Below are 22,039 nucleotides of genomic sequence, written 5' to 3'. Positions count from 1 at the left end.
CTTATTACCATAATTTTTATTAACTGCCTTAACTATTGTCTTAATTTACTAGGTCTTTTCATTGGTAGCATTGGCAACTCGGCGACAGCCTTGACCACTGATTTGGCTAAAGCCGCCAGAGAGTTTTTCAACTTTAATTTGGGTTAGGATACGATCTTTTAACGCCTGTACGTGCGAGATAATGCCAATGAGTTTACCTTCTTGCTGCAAGCTGGTTAAAGTATCTAGCGCAATATCAAGCGACTCTTCATCAAGCGTGCCAAAACCTTCATCCAAAAATAACGAGTCGACGCGAATGTTGTGACTGGCCATTTGTGATAGCCCAAGTGCCAGTGCTAAGCTGACAATAAAGCCTTCACCGCCGGAGAGATTTTTGGTACTACGAATTTCACCGCCTTGATAATCATCCATGACATTGAGTTCAAGGGGATTACTGTCATCATGGACAAGCAAATAGCGATTGCTCATTTTTTGCAATTGCGTATTTGCATGACTAATCATGACTTCAAACGTTAAGCCTTGGGCAAAGGTACGATATTTCTTGCCATCAGCTGAACCAATTAGTGTATGTAGCTGTTGCCAAACTTGTAGCTTTTGTTTTTGCTCATTGATAGCAATCAGCTGTGCCTCTTGTTGGCCTTTTTGGCTGTCATTATCCTTAAGCTTTTGGTCAATCGCACCGATTTTTTGACTTAACTCGTCGATGTCTATTTGTATTTGATGGTGCTGGCCAGCAAGTATTTCTCGGCTTACATCAGTCATAGGCGTAGCAAGTTTTTGCTCTAACGTTTGCTGTGTGCTATCCAACTGTAATTTAGCTTGATGCAATGCATTATCAATCGCCAACTTACGTGTATGTAGTGCTTCACGCTCATCTTTAGGTAAGCGCGCACTCACAAAAGCGGCTTCATCTATGAACTGTGATTCTGCGAGTAAATGAGTAAATACGCTTTTCTGGGTATTCAGTGTAGACATCGCTGCCTTTAGCTCTGTTCCTAGCTGTTGTTCTCTAGCCATTAATTGCTCTAGAGACTGCTGTACAGAATCTAGCTGTCTTTGCGCTATCATTTGCTTGGCTTTGGCTTCATCAACCGCATGGCGTAATTGATTCTCTTCATTGTCTGTATCTTTATCTGCAAAAATCTCTTTTCTATTCTGTTTTAATTGTTCGATAGCATTGGTTTTATGAGCAATTAAGCGCTCTAGCTCTTTGAGCGCTGTTTCATCATTGCTAAGCTGTATTTGCTTGGTTTCAATCTGCGCGGTCAAACTGCTTAAGCTATTGGTTAGCTGCTGTTGGCTATTTTTCTGCTCATTAAATTGTCGTTTTAGCTGGTTTAGGGCGCTGCGCTGTTGACGAAGTTTTTCAATATGACGGTCATAGTCTGCGCTGTCTATTATCGTTTGTTTATCAAAATTATTACCCAATTGCTTAAGTGCATTGTGGATGTCTGCCGCATTGAGCGCTGTAGGTAAATGATCTTTATATTTATCTGCTGGGTATTTATGCGTTAGAGATGAAACAGTAGTCATCAGGGGTGCCAGCTCTGAGAAATTAGCGGCAATCTTATCTCTCATACCGTCAATCTTCTGCGAGGCAAGCTTGATGTCAGTTGTTAAGTTACTGATGTCGTGACTAACTGTTTGTTGCTGCTTTTCATCGGCTTCGATGGTAGTGCTAAGCTTTGTCGCACTTTCAGTTAGGTGCTCATATTCAACCACGATGGTTTTAAGAGACTGCTTACGTTCGGTCAGGTCGTGTTTGGCGGTGTCTAATAAGGATAAGCAGTGGTCTATATTCGTGTTAATCGCATTAATATCATCGTTTATCTGAGTAAGGGGACTGATAATCGCTACGATTGATTCAGAATAATTATTTTCAGAATCAAATATTGAAGCTATGTAATCCTGGATATCACCGTGTAAGATTTCGGATTTCTGCTGTAGTGGCGCTAGTTGTTGCTGCTGGTTGTTAAGTGTCTCTTTCTTGGTGGCATATTCGATACTGTATTTCGATAAAACCTGCTCAAGGTTGTTAATCACGACTTCTAGTTCAGCTATTTGCTGCTGAGTTTGTTGCGTCTTAGTCTGTTTTATTGTGGACGACTGGTTGTGTTCGGCATTATCATCATCAGTATTGCTACTGTCTAATAAAGGATGATGCTTGCCATAAGGATGCTCATGCGCACCGCAAAGTGGGCAGGGCAAGCCATCTTCTAGCTCTGTTATGTAGTCCTCAAGCTTAGCGACCTTTTGTAATAAATTAAGATGCTCTTGTTTTTCTTGGCGTTTAAGTTTGGTGTCTTGAATATCTGCTTGATGACCAGCAATCAATCCTGATAATGTCATTAATTCTTCGTTTAGCGTGGGTAGCGAGAGATTGGTCTTTTTTATTTGGCTATCAAGCTCAGACAGCTGCTGTAGCTTAAAACTGGCTTGCGCAATCTGAGTGTTGATCTGATCGATTTGCTCTTGCTCGCTGCGCATACTAGCAAGGGATTGTTTTTGCGTGAGTGCGGTTTGCTGCTGTTGTAAGCTGGCAAGTTGCTCGCGTTGTTGCTTAATTAACAATTCATCTGCGTCTTGCTGCTTAGATAGCTTATCGAAACGAGCTTGTAGCTGGCTTGATTGATTGTCATGCGTAAGCTTATCCGCCGCTAAGCTGATATTATCTTCTAGCAGCGCCTTCAATCGGCTACAGCTGCTGTCAAAGGTCGCCATATCTGTATCGAGATCGTTTAGCTCTTGGTAATCGCTAAAATACTTTTCTATACTGCTAAGCTGAGTCTTCGTCTCTTGCTCTGTTTGTCCGTGGCTGGCTATTTCTTGGCGTAATCGTCGCGTATTATTGACTAATACGCCTTTACGTTGATTATCATCGGCTAAAAAATGGGATTGCTGTTTTATCTCATTATCCAACTCGCGTGTCTTTGCAATAATAGGCAAAGTGGCTTGCAGATTGTCCGTGGCTTGCTTTTCAAGGAAGTTACTATCATTTAAGTGGGTTGTTGCTCGGGCAAGCGCTTCTTGCTGTGCTGGAATCTTATTAAATAAATCTTGCTGCTCGATACCAAGTCGATTGACAGACTCTCGGCTATAACTCAGTTCTCGAAATTGACTATCAATCTCTAAGGCTTTATTAGCAATATCTAGGCGCTGCGCTTCTGGAGTAAAGTCTGCCTGTGTCTGCTGTGCTGCTGCAAAATCGGTCTGATAGGTCGATAGATTTTGGTGTAGCTGCTCAACACTATCTAGCCACTGCAGTTGCTCACTCAAGGTCTTGAAGGTTTGTCGTTGTTTGCTTTGCTGTTGATTAAGGCTTTCTAACTCTGCTGCCAGTAGCTTTTCATCTTCAAGACTTAATAACGATAAGCTATTAACGCCTGCTTGTAGCTTGCCAAGTACTTCTTCCTCAAAGCGTTTCTTTTCATGAACGTTTAACGATATTTTGGCATAGATGGCAGTGCCAGTTATTTTCTCTAAAATCGCTGCTCTATCGCCAATATCAGACTTTAAAAACGCGGCAAAACTGCCCTGTGCTAGCATGATAGAGCGGGTAAATTGATTAAAATCCATGCCGATAAGGTCTTGAATATAGGCGGAAGTCTTAGATTTTTTCTCTTCTAAAATCTTACCAGTTTTGACCTCGCTGATCTCGTGTTTAATCGGTAATAAGTTACCCTTGGCTTTTTTGTGGGCGCGATGTTGATACCAGTAGCATTGATAGCGTTTAGAATCAATCTCGATGATGACTTCTGCCGAACATTCACCCGTACCCTGGGTCATGATCTCGTTCGTTGAGCCAGTAATATCGCCCAATCTTGGCGTTTGGCTATAGAGTGCTAAACAAATCGCATCCAAGATGGTGGTCTTGCCAGCGCCCGTCTGCCCAGTAATGGCAAAAATCCCTTCATTTAGAAAAGCAGGATCACTAAAATCAATGTGCCATTCGCCTTTTAGGGAGTTCAAGTTTTTAAGTCGTAGTTCAATCAGTCGCATGGGCAGGTCTTATTTTTATATAGAGCAGTTATAAAGAGAACAGTGATGAAAAGTGAAGAAGTTGTTGGCTGGCATCTAAATTCGCTGCTATTATTCAGCCTGATTATCTGCATGGCGCAGGTTATAAACGATTTGATCATATGCGTCACGTAAGGATGATTTTTGCTCATCAGGAATATTGTGAGCGGTTAGGCAACGCTCAAACACTTCTTCCTCATTTAAGTCTTGTAATGTCTCAGAAATCTGCTGTTGATTAAGAACTTTATTATAGGTGCGCGTATTTTTAATTTTTAACATCTCACACGGCAAACCATCTACCATTACCTGAATATGCTCACGCAACTCGCTGACAACATCATCACCCGTATAAATAACTTCCAGCCACACGGATTCTGTCGCAGCGAGAGACTGAATGGTTTTATCAATACTCTGCTGAATAGTGTCCAAATCACCCGATATTTGCGCCAATTTTTGAAACTTTGGTATGGGTAGGGAAACTACTTGCATCTGACGTGACTTGTTATGATGCAATAGTTTAGAGGCTAATACAGAGTTATTTGTAGAATCTTTACTCTGTATAGCGTCTATCTGATTAGAAACTGGTTCTTCAAAGCTGTTTCGCGTATTCTCTTCGCTTTCCGCCGAATCATCGAAGCCAAACAAGTCATCCATAAAATCAGTCGCCTGACTGGCTACTTTTTTAGCTACTTTTTCTACTGATTTTTCAATCTTGGCAGCTGTATTAGTAAGCTGAGGAATAATACTTTCAGACGTAGTGTTTGACGCTAAGTTTTTGTTCTTAGAATCATTTTCCATTTCGCCAAACTGTACCAGCAATACTTGTTTTTGTTGCTTAGCCTCACCAAAACCCATAGCAATAGGCGAGCCTGAATAGCGAATGCTCTCACGACCACCGACGCGCTGCGGAACATGCAAATGCCCAAGTGCCACATAGTCAAAGACTTCATCAAACATATCAGCAGAAATCTTACCGAGTGAGCCAACATAAAGCTCACGCACCCCATCATCTTCAGTAGTCGTACCACCAGCTGCAAATAGATGCCCGGTGGCGATGATAGGAATGTGACGTTGGTTCGCTTCGACTAATTCAGTTTGCTTCGCTTTGGCAATGCTAGCGACTTCATCATAATGGGTGCGGATGCCTTTAATGACGTTGGCGTCTTTGCTATCTGCGGACTCGCCAGCGCTGCTACTACGTACATCTCTATCACGCAAATAAGGGACAGCAGCGATGATGCAATGCGGTGTACCGTCTACATCGTCTAAAACCAACACCTCATCGTTTAAGTCTTCACAAGCGGTGCCAATGACGTGAACGTTTAAGAATTTTAATACATTGCTGGGGGCGTCTAAAAAAGTAGGGGAGTCATGATTGCCCGCGACGATGACGATATGCTCACAGCATGATTTTGAGACCCTGCCTAAAAATTCATAATACAGCGCTTGGGCTTTATTGCTTGGGGTCATGGTGTCAAAAATATCACCGGCGACGATTAATACATCTACTTTTTGCGCACTAATAGCATCCTGTAGCCAAGTCAAAAATGCTTCAAATTCATCATAACGCATGCGCCCATAAAGCCTGCGACCTAAATGCCAATCTGAAGTGTGTAAGATGTTTAAAGGTTTAATAGACATGAGCTTGGTATCGGCAGGTGTGAACATAGTTGAGCTTAATGATGAATAGAAGACAGCGATTATTCTAGCAAGAATTGCTGTGGTTTGCTGTGCTTATAAACTTCTTAGCAAAGCAGAATAGATCAAGTCGAATAGTGGTGTTTAGTAATATCTAAGCCATCATTAATAAGAGTATGTTATGTCATTTATTAGATTATGCACATTTTCTTTGATTGTCAGTGCTTCTGTATCAGCTTGCAATAGTTATAAAAAAGTAAGTCTTAATAACAAAGCGCATGTTGTGCAAGCTTCTGAGACTATTATAGGTGAAGTGATGGAGGTAATGAAGAAAAGGACTACAGAAGTCTCTATTAGAGATTGCTTAGAGTATTAATGCATTCTGGCTTGTTACGAACACTCTGTGAATTTTCTCATGCTTGGCTTGCGTATCCTCTCACAGTTAATCAACCCCAAAAGCCAACTTTTTATTAACATAATTATTAATATTGAATTTCATTACGGCTTAGGCTTATCGTCCCAATCAAGCAAGAATTTTCTACGCAATTCAGGGGTTAGGATTTCAATAGAATGTATAGTTGCTACTCTATCCGTTAAGCATTTTTCATTGCCAGTAGTTTGAAGTGGCGGAAGATTTTTCTTTTCAATAAAACCGCCTCCAGCGTAAACTTCTGTATCAAATGGAACTGCTGTTGCATTTAAGATTACAGTCTTTGAATCTAAGTCAACCTTGATATTACTAGCTTTCGTATCAAACACTGGAGTTATATAACCATCTTCATCGCCAAATAGAAGACATCCATTCTTCATTGTAAATTTACCTGATAATAATGCAGTTAGTTGAACATTATTACTTTCATCATAATAAGAGAATAGATCGAGTGAATTTTTCGTTCTTATCACTGGGTTAGAAGTACTACTTAATATTTGATTAGTGCAACCAAATTGAAATAGAACTCAGATAGGAATTAGGAACAAATATCTATTTATCATGTTTAATAACCTCATGGCACTGATGGTGTAGTATTAGATATTTCATGTGCATTATGTATTGAGGAAAAGTATTTTGGTAATTAGACGAGCATTTTTTTGCACCGATATCCCAAGTATTTAACCCTTAATTTAGTCTAACTGGTAGTAAATTACCATAAAGGCTTCAAGTCCTAATTAGGGGAGCGAACCATAGTTGATGCTCTCATTGGCTCTAGAGACTAAGCTGCTTAATATGTCGATGTCGTAGAGGTCTTTGATGCTATCAACAATCTCGGTAGTGGCTTGACCTTAATAGCACTTAGCCAACTACCAACTGCTCCAAACTTTCTTGTTGTTGTGCAGCCAAATTAGCCACCATAGATAACGCATGCGCTTGCTGATTCGTAAATTGTTTTGATCCATTATCCGTAGTAGCTGCTCCCTCACGTAGCCAGTTACTAACTGTATCATTAACATTCTGGTTATTGTGGTTATACCAAGCCAAATCATGATGTAAGCTAACGACGTCACCCATAATGAGTAAAGCAGGGGTTGGCAGTTGTGCTTGTTCTTGCTGAGCGACAATGGTCTCAAGCGTACCGGTCAAAACTTGCTGATTGGGCATACTGGCGTTGGAGACGATGGCAATTGGGGTATCTCTACTACGCCCAGCGTCAATCAAGCCTGTCGTCAAACGTACCAGCGAATGTAGACCCATATAAAACACTACAGTCTCGTCGGTATTTAAAAAGCTTTTAAAGTTACTATTGGGTGCGCCGGCCTTTAAAAATCCAGTGACAAAACGTACAGACTGAGAATGATCTCGATGTGTCAATGGAATACCTGCATAGCTGGCGGCAGCGTTAGCAGCGGTAATACCAGGTACGACTTGATAAGGGACACTATGCGCACGTAAGCTTTCAATCTCTTCGCCGCCACGGCCAAAGATAAAGGGATCGCCGCCTTTTAGACGTACCACGCGGCGACCTTCTTTCGCGCTATTGACTAGCAGCTCATTGATGCCAAGCTGCGCGACGGCATGATTGCTGCGTTTTTTACCGACAAATACTTTATCGGCATCGCGGCGGCATAAATCCAATACTTGCGGTGATACTAGCGCATCATAATAGACAATATCGGCCTGCTGCATAAGACGCAGCGCTTTAAAGGTAAGCAATTCTGGGTCACCAGGACCGGCACCAACGATATAAACTTCGCCCATCGTATTTTTTACAGTTTGGGATTCTATAGATGTATCATCTGCTGTATTTTTTTCGTTGATAGCGGATGCAGTGTTATCTAAATCGGCTTGTAATTGGGCAGCGGCTTCCCTTTCATTACCGGCAAACATCAGCTGACTGACTTGACCTTCAAACGCCTTTTCCCAAAACTGCCTGCGTCCTGTCAATGTTGGAATTTTGGCTTTAACTTCGCCTCGAAAATCACCTGCCAGCTTTGCCAATTTGCCATAACCTTGCGGAATTAGAGTTTCAAGGCGGGCACGTAATAAACGTGCCAGTACCGGCGCTTTACCATTGGAGGAGATACCAATCACAATGGGATTGCGATCGACAATGGCTGGAAATATAAAATCGCATAAATGAGGTGTATCAACCACATTGACCGGAATATTAAGTTCAGTCGCATCAGCATGAATTTGATGATTCAGCGTTTCATCATCGGTGGCGGCGATGATAACGCGCGCGCACGTCATATAAGCTTTATTATAATTTTCATAAATCAGTTCGTGCTTACTATCTGATAGCAAGGCTTGTATTTCAGCACTGATACTTGGTGCAAGAATCGTAATACAAGCTCCAGCGCGGCTGAGCAAGTCAGCTTTACGTAGTGCGACATCACCGCCACCGACGATCAGCACTTTGCGGTCTTCTAATTTAAAAAATAGCGGAAAGGTGTTCATAGCATCACCAATGATTCAATCAATATAAAATATGTCACCATTATGAGGTATCACAGGCGGACGCTCACCTAGTGAATTGGCATTAGCATATTCGTTTTTGTCATGTTAGTAAGGGTTTTTGATGAGATGTGGAATAGGTGAGGAGTAAAAACAGAGAATAGAGAGATAAAAAAACCACAAACTAATTTTTAAGCTCGTGGTTAATAGCTGATAGATAATAGTTACATGATGACTTGCATTAAATATTAACTAGAATAACATGCCACTAATTGCCAAATTCTAATCAAACTCACTCAGCATCTTAGTAATGCGGGCATCTTTTTGTTGCCAAATATCCTCTAACCAATCGAACATCATTTTTTTAGTGGCCTCGTCACGGTCATAACCGCCGTCCATGATGGCAGCAAATAAATCGTCTGGGATGGTTAAGCGAGTCACATCGACACCCAAGCGGCGAATATTACCTTTCCATAAATCATCATAATCAGGCGCACCATCTGGATATACGATGGTGATATCTAAAATAGAATCTAATTCATCGCCCAGCGCATTGATGGCCAATGACAACCCGCCAGCGCGTGGTTTCAATAAATGCTGATAAGGTGAGTCTTGCTTATCATGTTTTTCTTGAGTAAAGCGCGTGCCTTCTAAATAGTTCAATAGGGTAAATGGCTTTTCTTTTAATAACGCACAAGCACGCTTTGCTTCTTCGATATCCTTACCTTTGAGTGCAGGATTTTTGGCAATCGCTTCTTTAGAGTGGCGGCGCATCATTGGGAAGTCTAAAAAGTAAAAGGCTTGACCGATAACGGGAATGTAAATCAAATTAAACTTAGTGAAAAACCTTGTTAGAGGCAGGGTGTCTTGGCTAATATATTGCACAATACTCGTATCAACCCACGACTGATGGTTACTGACCAAGAGATACTGCTTATCTTCGCTTAAATCATCGGGCAGGTTGATGCGCCAGTCTTTATGAGGTAGTGCGTGGTCGATAACGGCATTATTAGTATTAATCCAATACTTAGTAATCGCAATTAAGGCATCATCGGTCAGTTTTGATCCAGTCAATACTTTCGCCGCGCCCATAGTCCAGACCGGTAGACCAACCAACGCACTATTAGCAGTAAGGACGCTAACGCCCGTGAGAAAAGAAGCCGCTTTGCCTACGACTGGCAGCTTATCGTGCAGTTTTTCATAGAATGAATCAATTTTTTTTATAAAGGCCATAACAAATATCCATATTGATGAGCGCGAGTGCCTGTCAGGTGGGGCAACTTCGTCCATGATTTGGCTTTAAAAAGTCGGCTTAATGACGTGCAGCCCACTAAGGCAAGCCATAGAATACCCCAATGTTAGACAATAAGACGTTAACAAAACGTTAATGTTTTAACAAAAGTGATTGTAGAGCGCCACTTTCATATTGATTTTTATGTCAATCATCATAGTTAACATAAAAGAAGCGATGATTTTATATCACCGCTTCTTTTTGCTTCTTTGTATTTAAGGCTATTATCGTTTTAGTTACTAATTAACTAAATACTTATAGCTGGGTATGCAAACCACACTCACGGCTTTCTTCTACCTTAGTCGGATCAAAATAATCAAACTCGTTTGGTAAGTTATGCTCTTCGAGATAAACGTCCAAATCAGCGTCAGTTTTTTCAAATAAAGGCGCAACTTTTAATACACCATCTTTTGATAAGCTAAGCACATCAAGACCTTGGCGAAATTCGGTTTGATCTTTACGAATGGCATTAAACCATACATCAGGTTTTAGCTCATCTAGTGCACGGCGGAATGGCTCAAGTTTTACTTGGTCAGTGAATTCGTCATGCTGCGGATTATCAATGCCTGGGATACCGTTCATGGTTGCATCACGATAGGCAGCTGTTTGCTTAGGAATATAAGTGATAACGTTTAAATTCAAGTCACGGATGACTTTATTAGCAAATTGATAGGTCGCATCAGTATTGTAGCCAGAATCTACCCACAGTACAGTAATATCAGGGCGCAGTGAAGCGACCAAATGCAAAATCGCTGACTCGTAAGGGCGGAAATTGGTGGTGATGATTGGGTTTTTAGCTTGTGTCAGTGCCCACGCGACGATTTCTTCTGGTGATTTGCCTTGTAAGTCTTGGTTGGCTTGGTCAATATCTAGATTTGGATGTAACTGGCTCATGGTGGATTCCTCAAGTGTTGTGAATATAGAAATGATTAATAATAAGTTTTATAGTTGATGCTACATTAAGCACCTGCAAACATGGGTAGTGCGGCGGCGTTGCGACCGTCATAACTGCTAGCAAGGGCGGTAAATGCTTGTGAAATATTAAAGTCCGACTGTAAGTCATGTTCATTGAGCACAAAGCTGTCGACGCCTACGCGTAAGAGATACGCAATTTGATCACGGCCGAACGCGCCAGCGACACGAATCTCACCTTGATAGCCAATTTGGCGTAGCGTTTGCGCAAAGCTAAAATTACGTCCATCAGCGAATTTGGGTACATGGATAACGATGAGATCCTGCTTTAATAGAAGCTCACTGAGCGCTGCCAACGCATTCGTATCTGTATCAGCGGTCACCCATAATCCAACACGGCTACTATGCTGAACTATCAACTCATACACTTCTTTGACCAAACCACTTGCCAGCGCTCCTGAACCATTCAATAGATCCGCCAGTGGCACAAGGACGTCAGGTTTTTCTTGTCTTTGCAGCAGCTCAAGTAGCGTGAGGTCTATCGAGGCAATACCATCTGGCAGGGTATCAGTGGCTAACGCATGCCAGCTGTCTTGATGGCTAATATCGACGCCCTGACTATCCAAAACATGGTGATTAGCCATAGACCTTCTCCTTAAATGGATCAATACCGACGCGCTCAACTAATTCGCCAAAGCTTTCGACATCATTGTCGGTGGTGGCGCGCAGATCGACATAGACGTCAACGATCTTTTGAATGGTATCCGCTACCGCTTCAGTAGGCACTGAGCGGCCTAGTATTTTGCCAAGTTTGGCATCGTTGCTCGAGTTGCCGCCAAGGCTAATTTGATACCAGTTTTCACCTTTTTTATCGACACCCAAGATGCCGATATCACCAGTATGATGGTGCGCGCAGGCATTGATACAGCCGGACATGTTTAAACGAATATCGCCAAGATCATAGAGATAATCCAGATCACTAAACTGCTTCTCAATTTGCTCAGCGATATTATGCGTGGTGGCATTGGCAAGCGAGCAATAATCCCAGCCTGGGCAGACAATCATATCGGTTAAGGTGTTGATATTAGGGCGCGCTAAATGCAGCTCTACTAACTGTTGCCATAGCTCGTATAACTGATTGCTTTGCACGTCAGCGAATACCAGATTTTGCTGATACGTGCCACGCAGCTCGCCAAAGCTATACTTGTCCGTAAGGTCAGCCAACGCATCCATTTGTAAATCAGTGACATCACCTGATGGGACGTATTTACCATCGACCAATCCTGCTTTTAAAGAAATAACGACTGCACGATAACCAGCGACTTTATGGGCGACGGTGTTTTGGTTATACCAATTGGCAAAGTCTTTATCAGCGCTCAATTGCTGCTGCAAGTCAGACTGAGCTTGTAGCGCATCGAAGGTCACATAATCAGGCTCGCTAAAGAAACTGCTGGCATGCTCAAAGTTGGCATCCGTCAGCGTCAGTGGCCCGTCCTTGGTATATGCTTCCCATTCGGCATCGACCAATTTGGCAAACGCAGGACCGCCCAAAGTATCGACCAAGATCTTGATACGTGATCTATATTTACTGCCTTTATCACGGCGACCATGTAGATTATAGACCCGTAATATCGCGTCCAAATAACTCAATAGATGCTGACGCGGTAAAAACTTGTTGATGACTTTACCAAGGACTGGGATACGACCGAGACCGCCGCCGACCAAGACTTCAAAACCAAGCTCGCCATCTTCATTTTTCTTTAAATGCAAGCCAACATCATGTACTTGCGTCGCTGCGCGATCTTCATCGGTGCCGATAACAGCAATCTTAAATTTACGCGGCAAAAATGCAAACTCAGGATGAAAGGTTGACCACTGGCGAATGATTTCGCAGTAAGGACGTGGGTCGGCAATCTCATTTTGATGAATACCGGCATAAGGATCAGTGGTGGTATTACGGATACAGTTACCAGAGGTTTGGATTGAGTGCATCTGTACCGATGCCAGCTCGGCTAAAATATCTGGTACTTCTTCTAGCTTTGGCCAGTTCAGCTGCATATTGGTACGGGTAGTGAAGTGCCCGTAGCCTTTGTCGTATTTACGGGTAATCTCCGCGAGTTTACGCAATTGATAGCTGGCAAGTAAGCCGTAAGGAATGGCGATACGCAACATCGGCGCATAACGCTGGATATAGAGGCCGTTTTGCAAACGCAGCGGTAAAAATTGCTCTTCTGGCAGCTCGCCTGCCAAAAACCGTTCGGTTTGGTCGCGAAACTGGGCGACTCGTTCTTCTACCAAGGTTTGGTCAGCGTAATTATATTGATACATGACGTAATCTCAATTTTTTAGACATAAAAGCAGCGACGAAAATGATTTGCGTGTGTAATCGATCTTATTGCCAGTCGCAAGGTAAACAATTCAGAGTCACATCATATAAGCTTGCGTCTGTAAACATAAATTCCTTTAAGACATATGTATATCCAAAGTCAGCATAAATTTTCATAACGAAAGTTAGGTAGCCTATGCTTATCAAATTTATTACTCCTTATTTCATCATTACCTATAAAGGTTCTAAATCAATATGACATCATCTATCGCCAATCAAGAAGGCTCTAATCAACAAACTTCCAATCAACAAGCCTCTAAACTTGTTCCGCCGCACGGTAGCAGCGAGCTTAAGCCATTGCTATTAAAAGGTGATGCGCGCAAGCAAGCGTTAAAACTTGCCAGTACCCTGCCGACTATTACCTTGAGCTCACGTGAGCGTGGCGATTTGATTATGTTAGGTATTGGTGGCTTTACCCCGCTAAATGGTTTTATGAATCAGGCAGATTGGCAGGGCGTAGTTGATAACATGCGCTTGCAAAGTGGCGAAAATGCTGGCTTGTTTTGGCCAATTCCTATCACCTTATCAGCACCTAAAGCGACTGCTGAGAGTCTAAACCAAGGTGATAAAGTTGCTTTGGTTGCGAAAGATGGCGAGATCATGGGTATCTTAAGGGTAGAAGAGACTTATACCATCGATAAAGCACATGAGTGTCAGCAAGTCTTTACCACCACTGATAGCGAACATCCGGGCGTGCAGCAAGTACTTAACCAAGGTGAGGTTAACATCGCAGGTAGTGTCGAAGTATTGAGCGAAGGCGAGTTCCCAACCTTATATCCAGAGATTTATAAAACCCCCGCTGAAACCCGTGCTATTTTGGATGCCAAAGGCTGGAAAACGGTTGCCGCTTTCCAAACGCGTAATCCAATGCACCGCTCACACGAGTACCTTGCCAAGATTGCTATCGAGATTTGCGATGGGGTATTGATTCATTCATTGCTCGGCGCGCTAAAACCCGGTGATATCCCTGCGGAAGTGCGCCAAGAAGCGATTAAAACCTTGATTGATAATTACTTTAGACAAGATACGGTGATTCAAGCCGGCTATCCGCTTGATATGCGTTATGCTGGGCCACGTGAAGCGCTATTACATGCGGTATTCCGTCAAAACTACGGCTGTAGCCATCTGATCGTTGGTCGTGATCATGCGGGCGTTGGTGATTATTATGGTGCGTTTGATGCGCAGACGATTTTTGAATATGTCGGTAAAGATGATTTGATTACGCAGCCGTTAAAAATTGGCTGGACGTTTTGGTGTAATGCTTGTAATGCCATGGCCTCTGATAAAACCTGCCCGCATGAAGCGTCTGAGCATGTGAAAGTATCAGGGACAAAGTTGCGTAAAGCGTTGTCGGAAGATGAAGAGGTGCCAGAGAACTTTAGCCGTCCAGAAGTATTAGAGATTTTACGTGATTATTATGCAGGTATCGCAAGAGAGGAACGTGCTGAGGTGAAATTAGTCGGTGCATCTGCGGTATAAAATAATTCTTAATGTTCAATAAAAAAGGTGTCAGACATTAAATCTGACACCTTTTTTATCCTCTAAAGCTAACCATTCAAGCGGTTAATGCAGCTCTAAATCCCCCTGAAGCTTCTGATACTCGCCAACGATTGAACCACCACCCGAACAAAAATAATTCAGAGTGTATTTATCTTTGCTATCAATAGACAAGGTGCCGTCTTTAAATTGGAAAAAGGCGGTACTGTCATTGACCTTACTTTGGAAAATAACACCGTGGGCATCGTCTTGACCCATTAAGGTTGCCTTGCCATCAAAATGGCAGGTTGGTTTTTTCACATCGCTACGCGCCCGTACATTAATATCAATCTGTTCGCCGTTGTCTGCGCCGTCTGCTCGTATCATCACTCCAACCCAATCAGAACCTTGTACGCGCTTAGCATAGCCTTCAGATGCATAGTCTCCAACGACTGCTTGCACAGCTGGCGTGACGGCAGTTATTGGCTGCTTAATAGTTTGATTGTTTACGCTGGGCGATACGTTATTACAGCCATTTAAGGTAAGTAAAGCTGCAGAGGTGGTTACAATGCCGGCAAAAAAGCGTGAATGGCGGGCATAACGAGGTGGAGACTTAATCATTTAAGTACCTTTGATAAGGAAGTTAGTAAAAGGGGGTAGAGCTGACTGTTATGAGTGCAACGCCTGATATACAAGAAGCCAAGGGATAGTATCCATTCTATAGAGGCTCGTCTAGATAGTAAGCAATACCATAACTTACTCAAAAGTGTCTGCTTATCACTATATCGCAAAAATACTCAGAAAAAACAAGCAGTGTAGAATAACTAACAAACTTACTTATGCCAAGTTAATAACTCGATAAGCGCATTTGTCACTAAGCGTTTCCCTCGCAGGCTGTTAGCATAACTCTCATCATCCATAGAATCGAATCAAAAGGATTATAAGCCTTTATAAGGTGGCCAATACTTTAAGAAATGTTTCTATCAACAATATCGAGAGCCGCTATGCAAGCAACGAACCGACGCATTGAAAAAGCAACTAATAAGCTTAAACTGATTAATACCCAAGCACTTATTGAGAATAAAAGTAGGCAATCAAAGGTTGCCGCTGACCGTTTTAATTTCAGCTTTAAGTTGAGTGGCGTACTCGCCGTTGCCATGCTAATGACCGGCTGTAATCCTACCGAAGCTACTCAAAGTGGTACGAGCGATAGCACAAATAGTGAGGCAAGCGATAAGCAAAATATCAGCCTACTTAACGTCTCTTACGATGTCTCACGTGATTTTTATAAAGACTATAACCCGCTATTTACAAGTATTTATCAGGGGCAGTACCCTAATAGTAACGTTGATATCCAGCAATCGCACGGCGGCGCAAGTAAACAAGCATTGTCGGTCGCCAATGGTCTACAAGCGGACGTGGTGACTTTAAACCAAGAAAGCGATATGAATATGCTGGTTGAAAAAGGGCTGGTAAAAGCAGATTGGCGCGAAGCGTTTCCTGACAATGCCGTTCCTTATAGCACCACCATGATATTACTGGTACGTAGTGGCAACCCTAAAAACATCAAAGACTGGGCAGATTTGGCACGTGCGGATATTGACGTGGTGATGCCCAATCCGAAAACTAGCGGTACGGCGCGCTATGCCTTTTTGGGTGCTTATGGCTCAGGATTGCACCAATTTAAAGAATCGGTCACTCAACCGCAAAAAACCGATGCTTTTATGAGAAAAGTACTCGCCAATGTCGTGACTTATGACAATGGCGCACGCGCTGCGACCACCAGCTTTACCCAGCGCGGGCTAGGCGATGTGCTTATTACCACTGAAAACGAGGCGCACTTGGTCGCCAAGCAATTTGCCAAAGATAAAGTGGACATTGTTTATCCTAGCTATTCCATCACCATCCATAATCCAGTGGCAATCGTCAGCTCGGTGACTGAGAAAAAAGGCTCAACTACTGCGGCAACTGCTTATCTAAAAACACTGTGGGACAAACCTGCTCAAGAGCTGATGGCAAAGATGTATCTGCGCCCGAGCAACAAAGAGGTGCTTGCAGCTCATACAGGCATCTTAAAGGATATTCAAACCTTTGAGCCAGTTGCTGTGTTTGGGGATTGGGACAGTATTATGGAGACGTTCTTTGTCGATGGTGGGCGTTTTGATCAGCTGGCGCGGGTGAAATAACGGACAGCGCTTAAGTCATTTATTAGCTGCTTTAACCCTTTTAAAGCTTTCTAAAGCAGTTTATAAGTGGTTAAAGCGCTGAATGACCATAAATAATAATGAATAAAAGCCTGGAAGCCAAAGTCTTAATTTATAAAATATTTAAGGTTGTCCATTACTTATCGTGTTTAAGTGATTGATAAGCTTACACCTATAAATCCTATATTCCGTTTTGGCAATAACATACGCATATTCATCATTAAACATAATAAGCTGGCGCTGTTAGCATACTTGCATTCACTAATTAATCCCTTTTGAGGCTGCCATGACATCATATACCACAGGTTATAAATATAAAAACAAAACGCTTAGCGTACTAAGTATCGCCGGTGTGGCGCTCACTTTGGGTATCGCAGGCTGTAGCAATAGCGAAAAGACTGAACCTACTGCCAATGCAGAAGGCACGCCTGCTACTACTGAAGGTCAAGATATTGAGCTATTAAACGTCTCTTACGATGTAGCACGTGACTTTTATAAAGACTACAACCCATTATTCGTTGACCACTATAAAGCTGAGAACCCAAACAGCAATATCTTAATCAAGCAATCTCATGGTGGCTCAAGTAAGCAAGCATTGTCGGTGGCTAATGGTCTACAAGCCGATGTGGCGACCATGAACCAAGGCTCAGATATCGAGTTACTTGAGAAAAAGGGCTTGGTTGAGGCTGATTGGGAAAGCAAATTCCCAGACAACGCTGTACCTTTTACCAGTACCATCGTCTTCCTAGTGCGTAAAGGCAATCCTAAAGGTATCAACGACTGGCAGGATTTGACCAAAGAAGGCGTTGAGATTGTCATGGCCAACCCAAAAGTGACGGGTAATGGTCGCTATGCTTTCTTAGGCGCTTATGGTTATGGTTTGCATGCGTTTAATAAAGATGAAACACAAGCCAAAAACTACGTCAAAGACATGCTTAAAAACGTCAAAGTTTACGAGAATGGCGGACGTGCAGCGACGACGACTTTCGTACAGCGCGGTATCGGTGATGTCTTGGTAACTTTTGAAAATGAAGCCAACCTTGCCGCGACTGATTTTGGTTTGGGTAAAGTGGATATCGTTTATCCTAAATACTCTATCAAGTCTGAAAGCCCAGTCGCTGTTGTGAAAACAGTGACCGATAAAAAGGGCACGACCGATGCGGCAAAAGCCTATCTTGATTACTTATGGAGCGAGCAAGCTCAGCAATTGGCCGCCAATTTATATCTGCGTCCAAGCGTGAAAAGTGTACTTGATAAAAACAGCGATAAATTGCCACCTATCGATACTTTCCGTCCAAATGACGCCTTTGGTACATGGGATGAAATCATGAGCACTTACTTCAGCGATGGCGGCGTGTTCGATCAGTTAGCCATTAATGCACCAAAGTAAGCCGCTAGGACGCTGACTGCGTAGCCCATTTATAAAGTTTTTATGAGCCTTTTATTAGATAACGTTTAAGCAGTCAGATTTGGAGTAACGTCCGAGCACATAAAGGACATGGCTACCCACGCTGTGTCCTTTAGCGCTTAAGCAGACCAATAATAAATACATTTGATATCACGTGGCACTTACGATCAGTAGTTAAGTGCCATCAGTTAGGCAATAGGACATCACTATGAGTGCAACAACTTCTCCTGCCAGCAAACCCGTCAATAAAAAAGGTTGGCTGACGCGCTTGCGCCAGCGTAATGTGTTACCAGGGTTTGGACTAAGCATGGGCATCACTGTCTTTAGCTTATCATTACTGGTGGTGCTACCGTTTGCCATGATGGCCTATACCACCACACAAATGGGCTGGACGGGCTTTTGGGAAACCATTACTCAGCCGCAAGTCACCGCTGCTATCAAACTCAGTTTATGGATGTCGTTTTTGGCGATGCTCACCAACATGGTATTTGGCACGTTGGTCGCTTGGGTACTGGTGCGCTACGAGTTTTGGGGTAAATCGTTGATTAATGCCTTGGTTGATTTACCATTTGCACTACCAACGGCGGTTACGGGTATCTCGCTTGCAACCCTTTATGCCCCTAATGGCTTAATCGGGCAGTGGTTCGCTAAGTTTGATATTCAAGTGGCCTTTACGCCATTAGGTATTTGGTTAGCATTAGTCGTCGTCAGCTTTCCCTTTATCGTCCGTGCCGTACAGCCCGTACTCGCTGAGCTATCGGTTGAGTTTGAAGAAGCAGCGGCAGTATTGGGCGCCAATCGCTTTACGACCTTTCGTAAAGTGATTTTGCCTGAGCTGTTGCCGGCATTATTAATGGGCGCTGGCATGATGTTTGCCCGTGCTACTGGCGAATATGGCTCGGTGATTTTTATCGCCGGCAATATTCCGATGCAGTCTGAGATTTTGCCATTAATCATTATCAGTAAACTTGAGCAGTTTGATGTTCAAGGCGCATCAGCTGTCGCACTCTTTATGCTACTGATCTCATTTGTGATTTTATTGACCATTAATATCGTACAGTGGAAGCTGTCTCGCCGCGTAGGAGCTCGCTAATGCAAATCTCCAATAGCTACGACTACCAAAGCAACCCAGCGACTAAAGACACGCCATGGATACGCCGTACCTTTATCACCATCGCGGTCCTATTTATGGTCATTATGTTGGTCGTGCCACTGTTCGCAGTCTTTTATGAAGCTTTTAAAAATGGTTGGCAGTTGTATATTGCCTCACTGGTCGACCCTGAAGCCTTACAAGCGATTAAATTGACCTTAATTACTGCGGCTATCGTCTTGCCGATTAATATGGTGATGGGTATTGCAATTGCTTGGCTAGTGACCCGTTATCAATTTAAAGGTAAGCAGCTGGTCACGACCTTGCTTGATTTACCATTTTCGGTATCGCCGGTGGTCGCCGGTTTGATGTTTGTCCTATTGTTCGGGCTGAATTCTACGATTGGTGGCTGGCTTGAGAGTATGGGTTTTCAGGTAATTTATGCTGTACCCGGTATTATTCTAGCCACGTTATTTGTCACTTTTCCGTTTGTGGCACGTGAGCTGATACCCTTGATGCAAACGCAGGGCGATAGTGAGGAGCAGGCTGCATTAACCCTAGGCGCTACAGGCTGGCAGACGTTTTGGCATGTGACACTGCCGAATATCAAATGGGCGCTGCTGTATGGCCTTATTTTAACCAATGCGCGGGCGATGGGCGAGTTTGGTGCAGTGAGTGTGGTATCCGGTCATATTCGCGGTGAAACCAACACTATGCCGCTATTGGTTGAGATTGCTTATAACGATTATAACTTTACCGCGGCCTTTGCATTATCGAGCTTACTGGCTGCCTTGGCGCTGGTAACCCTGCTAATACAACAAGTAATGACCAAGCTACAAGATCGTAAATTTGCCAAGTCCGAGCGTTTAGCAAGTGCGCCTGAATTGCCAGTAAGTGCCAATGCTAGCAATGCATCAAATGCTAAAGAGGCAACCTTGGCAGAAAGTAGCGGTCGTCTATAAGTAATAGCTGCATAAAGCAGACATCATAAAATCATCTGCCGCCCACATTAAGACGTTAAGCCAAAAACATAATAAGAGAACCCATTATGAGCATCGAGATTCGCAACGTTAATAAAAAATTCGGTAATTTTACTGCCTTAGATGATATCAATATTACCGTGCCTACTGGCAAGTTGACGACTTTGCTTGGTCCGTCAGGCTGTGGTAAAACCACCTTGCTGCGTATCATTGCGGGTCTTGAGTATGCAGACTCAGGGCAGATATTATTTGATGAGTTAGATGTCACTAATACGCCCGTGCAAAAGCGCCATATCGGCTTTATGTTTCAGCATTATGCGTTATTTCGCCACAAAAACATCGCTGATAATGTCGGTTTTGGCTTGACCTTGCTACCAAAAAATGAGCGCCCAAGTAAAGCAGATATTAATAAGCGCGTTGCAGAATTGTTAGACTTAGTACAGCTGCCGCAAGTTGCCAATGCTTATCCGCACCAACTATCAGGGGGTCAGCGTCAGCGTATTGCGCTGGCACGTGCTTTGGCAGTAAAGCCAAAATTATTATTACTCGATGAACCATTTGGGGCGCTAGATGCAAAGGTGCGTAAAGAGCTGCGTACGTGGTTAAAAAACATTCACCATGAGCTAGGTATTACCAGCATCATGGTGACCCACGATCAAGAAGAGGCGCGGGCTGTATCTGATGAGATTGTGGTGATGAACCATGGTCGCGTTGAGCAAGTCGGTACATCAGAGGAGCTGATTCATCAGCCAGCCAACGCCTTTGTGAGTGATTTCTTGGACTTGGTGTAATTTAGACCTAAATTACTATTTCATGGCAAAGTTTGAGAACAAAAAAAAGACCTATAAATTATAGGTCTTTTTTTATGCGCTGAAGTACTTATTATCAATACCTCTTGCTCTTGGTATTAAGCTAAGCAGGCTTCGGCATATTAATGTCTTTGGTTGATATCTGCTTATAGGTGATTTCCAAAATATCTTGGCACCATTCTGGCAAATCATCAGAAACCTCATACCACATCCACGTCCCATCACGAACACAACTCAAAATACCCAGCTTTTTCAAATGATTTAAGTGACGCGAGATGGTCGGCTGCGGTTGGTCAAGTATTTCTACCAATTCACCCACACAGCGCGATTCTTTGTTAAATAAGATTTGGAAGATCTTTAAGCGCGTTGGGTCAGACAATACTTTAAATAACTCAAGCGGTTGTATCGTAGAATTATTATTAGACATAGAACAATTCCAATATAGATTTAGTTAATAGGGGGTCAATATAACAGCAGTCATCTGTAAAATCGATTAAAAAATGAGCAAATTTACAGTTCGTCGCCATTTTACTACCTTTGGTACTTTACAGTTACACCCAAAGTTATATTCAGTTACATGAATTAAGTAAGGGTAAGAAAATTTGCAGCAATAACGAGGTGACTGAACAATACCTCAAATACTATTGTAAATGGTAATAATTATCGTTATTATAACGAATAACAAGATTGACATTTATATAGGAGCCAGCACATGTACGTATGTATCTGTAACGACGTCAAAGAAAAACAAATTAAAGCCGCAATTTCCTCAGGCATTGATACATTAGACGGTTTAAAAAACACCCTTGATGTAGCGACTTGCTGTGGCTGCTGCGAACCTATGGTCAATGATTATCTTGATGAACATCACGCCAAACTTGGTGCCTTGGCTTATGCCGTTTGAGCACTCCTTTTGGCATTTTCTATTGATATCTGCT

At 42.8% G+C, this 22,039-nt stretch carries 17 protein-coding genes; 7 read left to right on the top strand and 10 right to left on the bottom strand.

All coding sequences use genetic code 11. The features are described from left to right. Positions 1 to 48: 48 nt before the first annotated feature. The 8 genes from FHS24_RS01925 to FHS24_RS01890 form a co-directional block, all read right to left on the bottom strand. Positions 49 to 3,999: an AAA family ATPase gene (locus FHS24_RS01925; protein WP_183618269.1), complete on the bottom strand. Its 3,951-nt coding sequence runs from the start codon at positions 3,997 to 3,999 to the stop codon at positions 49 to 51. A gap of 90 nt (positions 4,000 to 4,089) precedes the next feature. Next, a complete protein-coding gene (locus FHS24_RS01920) occupies positions 4,090 to 5,685 on the bottom strand; it encodes an exonuclease SbcCD subunit D C-terminal domain-containing protein (RefSeq protein WP_227671774.1) in 1,596 nt (531 codons plus the stop codon). A 468-nt stretch (positions 5,686 to 6,153) separates the two neighbouring features. After that, positions 6,154 to 6,558 carry a hypothetical protein gene (locus FHS24_RS01915; RefSeq protein ID WP_183618267.1) on the bottom strand — a complete coding sequence of 135 codons (405 nt, stop codon included), beginning with the start codon at positions 6,556 to 6,558 and terminating at the stop codon, positions 6,154 to 6,156. A 388-nt stretch (positions 6,559 to 6,946) separates the two neighbouring features. Next, positions 6,947 to 8,548 carry a siroheme synthase CysG gene (gene cysG, locus FHS24_RS01910; RefSeq protein WP_183618265.1) on the bottom strand — a complete coding sequence of 534 codons (1,602 nt, stop codon included), beginning with the start codon at positions 8,546 to 8,548 and terminating at the stop codon, positions 6,947 to 6,949. 279 nt (positions 8,549 to 8,827) lie between these two features. Next, the gene (locus tag FHS24_RS01905) at positions 8,828 to 9,778 is read right to left on the bottom strand and encodes an acyltransferase (protein ID WP_183618263.1); all 951 of its coding nucleotides are present in this window, start codon (positions 9,776 to 9,778) and stop codon (positions 8,828 to 8,830) included. 313 nt (positions 9,779 to 10,091) lie between these two features. Further along, positions 10,092 to 10,730, bottom strand: coding sequence for a phosphoadenosine phosphosulfate reductase domain-containing protein (locus FHS24_RS01900; RefSeq protein ID WP_183618261.1), 639 nt, complete (start codon positions 10,728 to 10,730; stop codon positions 10,092 to 10,094). A 65-nt stretch (positions 10,731 to 10,795) separates the two neighbouring features. Further along, positions 10,796 to 11,392 carry a DUF934 domain-containing protein gene (locus FHS24_RS01895; RefSeq protein WP_183618259.1) on the bottom strand — a complete coding sequence of 199 codons (597 nt, stop codon included), beginning with the start codon at positions 11,390 to 11,392 and terminating at the stop codon, positions 10,796 to 10,798. Next, the gene (locus FHS24_RS01890) at positions 11,385 to 13,076 is read right to left on the bottom strand and encodes a nitrite/sulfite reductase (protein WP_183618257.1); all 1,692 of its coding nucleotides are present in this window, start codon (positions 13,074 to 13,076) and stop codon (positions 11,385 to 11,387) included. The genes FHS24_RS01895 and FHS24_RS01890 overlap by 8 nt, the downstream gene beginning before the upstream one ends. 253 nt (positions 13,077 to 13,329) lie before the next feature. Here FHS24_RS01890 and sat point away from each other — a divergent pair, with 253 nt between their 5' ends. Next, positions 13,330 to 14,613: a sulfate adenylyltransferase gene (gene sat / locus FHS24_RS01885; RefSeq protein ID WP_183618255.1), complete on the top strand. Its 1,284-nt coding sequence runs from the start codon at positions 13,330 to 13,332 to the stop codon at positions 14,611 to 14,613. An 84-nt stretch (positions 14,614 to 14,697) separates the two neighbouring features. Here sat and FHS24_RS01880 read toward each other — a convergent pair whose 3' ends face one another. Further along, complete coding sequence (locus FHS24_RS01880) at positions 14,698 to 15,231, bottom strand: hypothetical protein (RefSeq protein ID WP_183618253.1); 534 nt, start codon at positions 15,229 to 15,231, stop codon at positions 14,698 to 14,700. A 383-nt stretch (positions 15,232 to 15,614) separates the two neighbouring features. On the opposite strand from FHS24_RS01880, the gene FHS24_RS01875 reads away from it, so the two are divergent. From FHS24_RS01875 to FHS24_RS01855, 5 genes are all read left to right on the top strand, one after another. Beyond that, positions 15,615 to 16,796: a sulfate ABC transporter substrate-binding protein gene (locus tag FHS24_RS01875; protein WP_183618251.1), complete on the top strand. Its 1,182-nt coding sequence runs from the start codon at positions 15,615 to 15,617 to the stop codon at positions 16,794 to 16,796. 304 nt (positions 16,797 to 17,100) lie between these two features. Then, positions 17,101 to 18,204: a sulfate ABC transporter substrate-binding protein gene (locus tag FHS24_RS01870; protein ID WP_183618249.1), complete on the top strand. Its 1,104-nt coding sequence runs from the start codon at positions 17,101 to 17,103 to the stop codon at positions 18,202 to 18,204. A gap of 226 nt (positions 18,205 to 18,430) precedes the next feature. After that, positions 18,431 to 19,315, top strand: a complete 885-nt coding sequence (gene cysT / locus FHS24_RS01865) for a sulfate ABC transporter permease subunit CysT (RefSeq protein WP_183618248.1) — start codon at positions 18,431 to 18,433, stop codon at positions 19,313 to 19,315. Then, positions 19,315 to 20,274, top strand: a complete 960-nt coding sequence (gene cysW, locus FHS24_RS01860; RefSeq protein ID WP_183618247.1) for a sulfate ABC transporter permease subunit CysW — start codon at positions 19,315 to 19,317, stop codon at positions 20,272 to 20,274. The genes cysT and cysW overlap by 1 nt, the downstream gene beginning before the upstream one ends. 86 nt (positions 20,275 to 20,360) lie before the next feature. Then, positions 20,361 to 21,083: a sulfate/molybdate ABC transporter ATP-binding protein gene (locus FHS24_RS01855; protein ID WP_183618246.1), complete on the top strand. Its 723-nt coding sequence runs from the start codon at positions 20,361 to 20,363 to the stop codon at positions 21,081 to 21,083. A gap of 121 nt (positions 21,084 to 21,204) precedes the next feature. Here FHS24_RS01855 and FHS24_RS01850 read toward each other — a convergent pair whose 3' ends face one another. Next, entirely contained in the window at positions 21,205 to 21,528 is a 324-nt protein-coding gene (locus FHS24_RS01850) for an ArsR/SmtB family transcription factor (RefSeq protein WP_068405491.1), read from the bottom strand. A gap of 285 nt (positions 21,529 to 21,813) precedes the next feature. On the opposite strand from FHS24_RS01850, the gene FHS24_RS01845 reads away from it, so the two are divergent. Beyond that, positions 21,814 to 22,005: a (2Fe-2S)-binding protein gene (locus FHS24_RS01845; protein WP_183618245.1), complete on the top strand. Its 192-nt coding sequence runs from the start codon at positions 21,814 to 21,816 to the stop codon at positions 22,003 to 22,005. Positions 22,006 to 22,039 lie beyond the last annotated feature (34 nt).

Source organism: Psychrobacter luti, assembly GCF_014192115.1.
GTDB lineage: Bacteria > Pseudomonadota > Gammaproteobacteria > Pseudomonadales > Moraxellaceae > Psychrobacter > Psychrobacter luti.
This window is presented reverse-complemented; position numbering and strand designations above follow the sequence as displayed.

What these genes read in the sequence shown, in the direction of transcription:
- FHS24_RS01920 (WP_227671774.1), bottom strand. Translation starts at nt 5,685, where the DNA reads ATGTTCACACCTGCCGATACCAAGCTCATGTCTATTAAACCTTTAAAC.
- cysW (WP_183618247.1), top strand. Translation starts at nt 19,315, where the DNA reads ATGCAAATCTCCAATAGCTACGACTACCAAAGCAACCCAGCGACTAAA.
- sat (WP_183618255.1), top strand. Translation starts at nt 13,330, where the DNA reads ATGACATCATCTATCGCCAATCAAGAAGGCTCTAATCAACAAACTTCC.
- FHS24_RS01850 (WP_068405491.1), bottom strand. Translation starts at nt 21,528, where the DNA reads ATGTCTAATAATAATTCTACGATACAACCGCTTGAGTTATTTAAAGTA.
- FHS24_RS01900 (WP_183618261.1), bottom strand. Translation starts at nt 10,730, where the DNA reads ATGAGCCAGTTACATCCAAATCTAGATATTGACCAAGCCAACCAAGAC.
- FHS24_RS01870 (WP_183618249.1), top strand. Translation starts at nt 17,101, where the DNA reads ATGACATCATATACCACAGGTTATAAATATAAAAACAAAACGCTTAGC.
- FHS24_RS01890 (WP_183618257.1), bottom strand. Translation starts at nt 13,076, where the DNA reads ATGTATCAATATAATTACGCTGACCAAACCTTGGTAGAAGAACGAGTC.
- FHS24_RS01925 (WP_183618269.1), bottom strand. Translation starts at nt 3,999, where the DNA reads ATGCGACTGATTGAACTACGACTTAAAAACTTGAACTCCCTAAAAGGC.
- FHS24_RS01855 (WP_183618246.1), top strand. Translation starts at nt 20,361, where the DNA reads ATGAGCATCGAGATTCGCAACGTTAATAAAAAATTCGGTAATTTTACT.
- cysT (WP_183618248.1), top strand. Translation starts at nt 18,431, where the DNA reads ATGAGTGCAACAACTTCTCCTGCCAGCAAACCCGTCAATAAAAAAGGT.
- FHS24_RS01905 (WP_183618263.1), bottom strand. Translation starts at nt 9,778, where the DNA reads ATGGCCTTTATAAAAAAAATTGATTCATTCTATGAAAAACTGCACGAT.
- FHS24_RS01880 (WP_183618253.1), bottom strand. Translation starts at nt 15,231, where the DNA reads ATGATTAAGTCTCCACCTCGTTATGCCCGCCATTCACGCTTTTTTGCC.
- FHS24_RS01895 (WP_183618259.1), bottom strand. Translation starts at nt 11,392, where the DNA reads ATGGCTAATCACCATGTTTTGGATAGTCAGGGCGTCGATATTAGCCAT.
- FHS24_RS01875 (WP_183618251.1), top strand. Translation starts at nt 15,615, where the DNA reads ATGCAAGCAACGAACCGACGCATTGAAAAAGCAACTAATAAGCTTAAA.
- FHS24_RS01845 (WP_183618245.1), top strand. Translation starts at nt 21,814, where the DNA reads ATGTACGTATGTATCTGTAACGACGTCAAAGAAAAACAAATTAAAGCC.
- cysG (WP_183618265.1), bottom strand. Translation starts at nt 8,548, where the DNA reads ATGAACACCTTTCCGCTATTTTTTAAATTAGAAGACCGCAAAGTGCTG.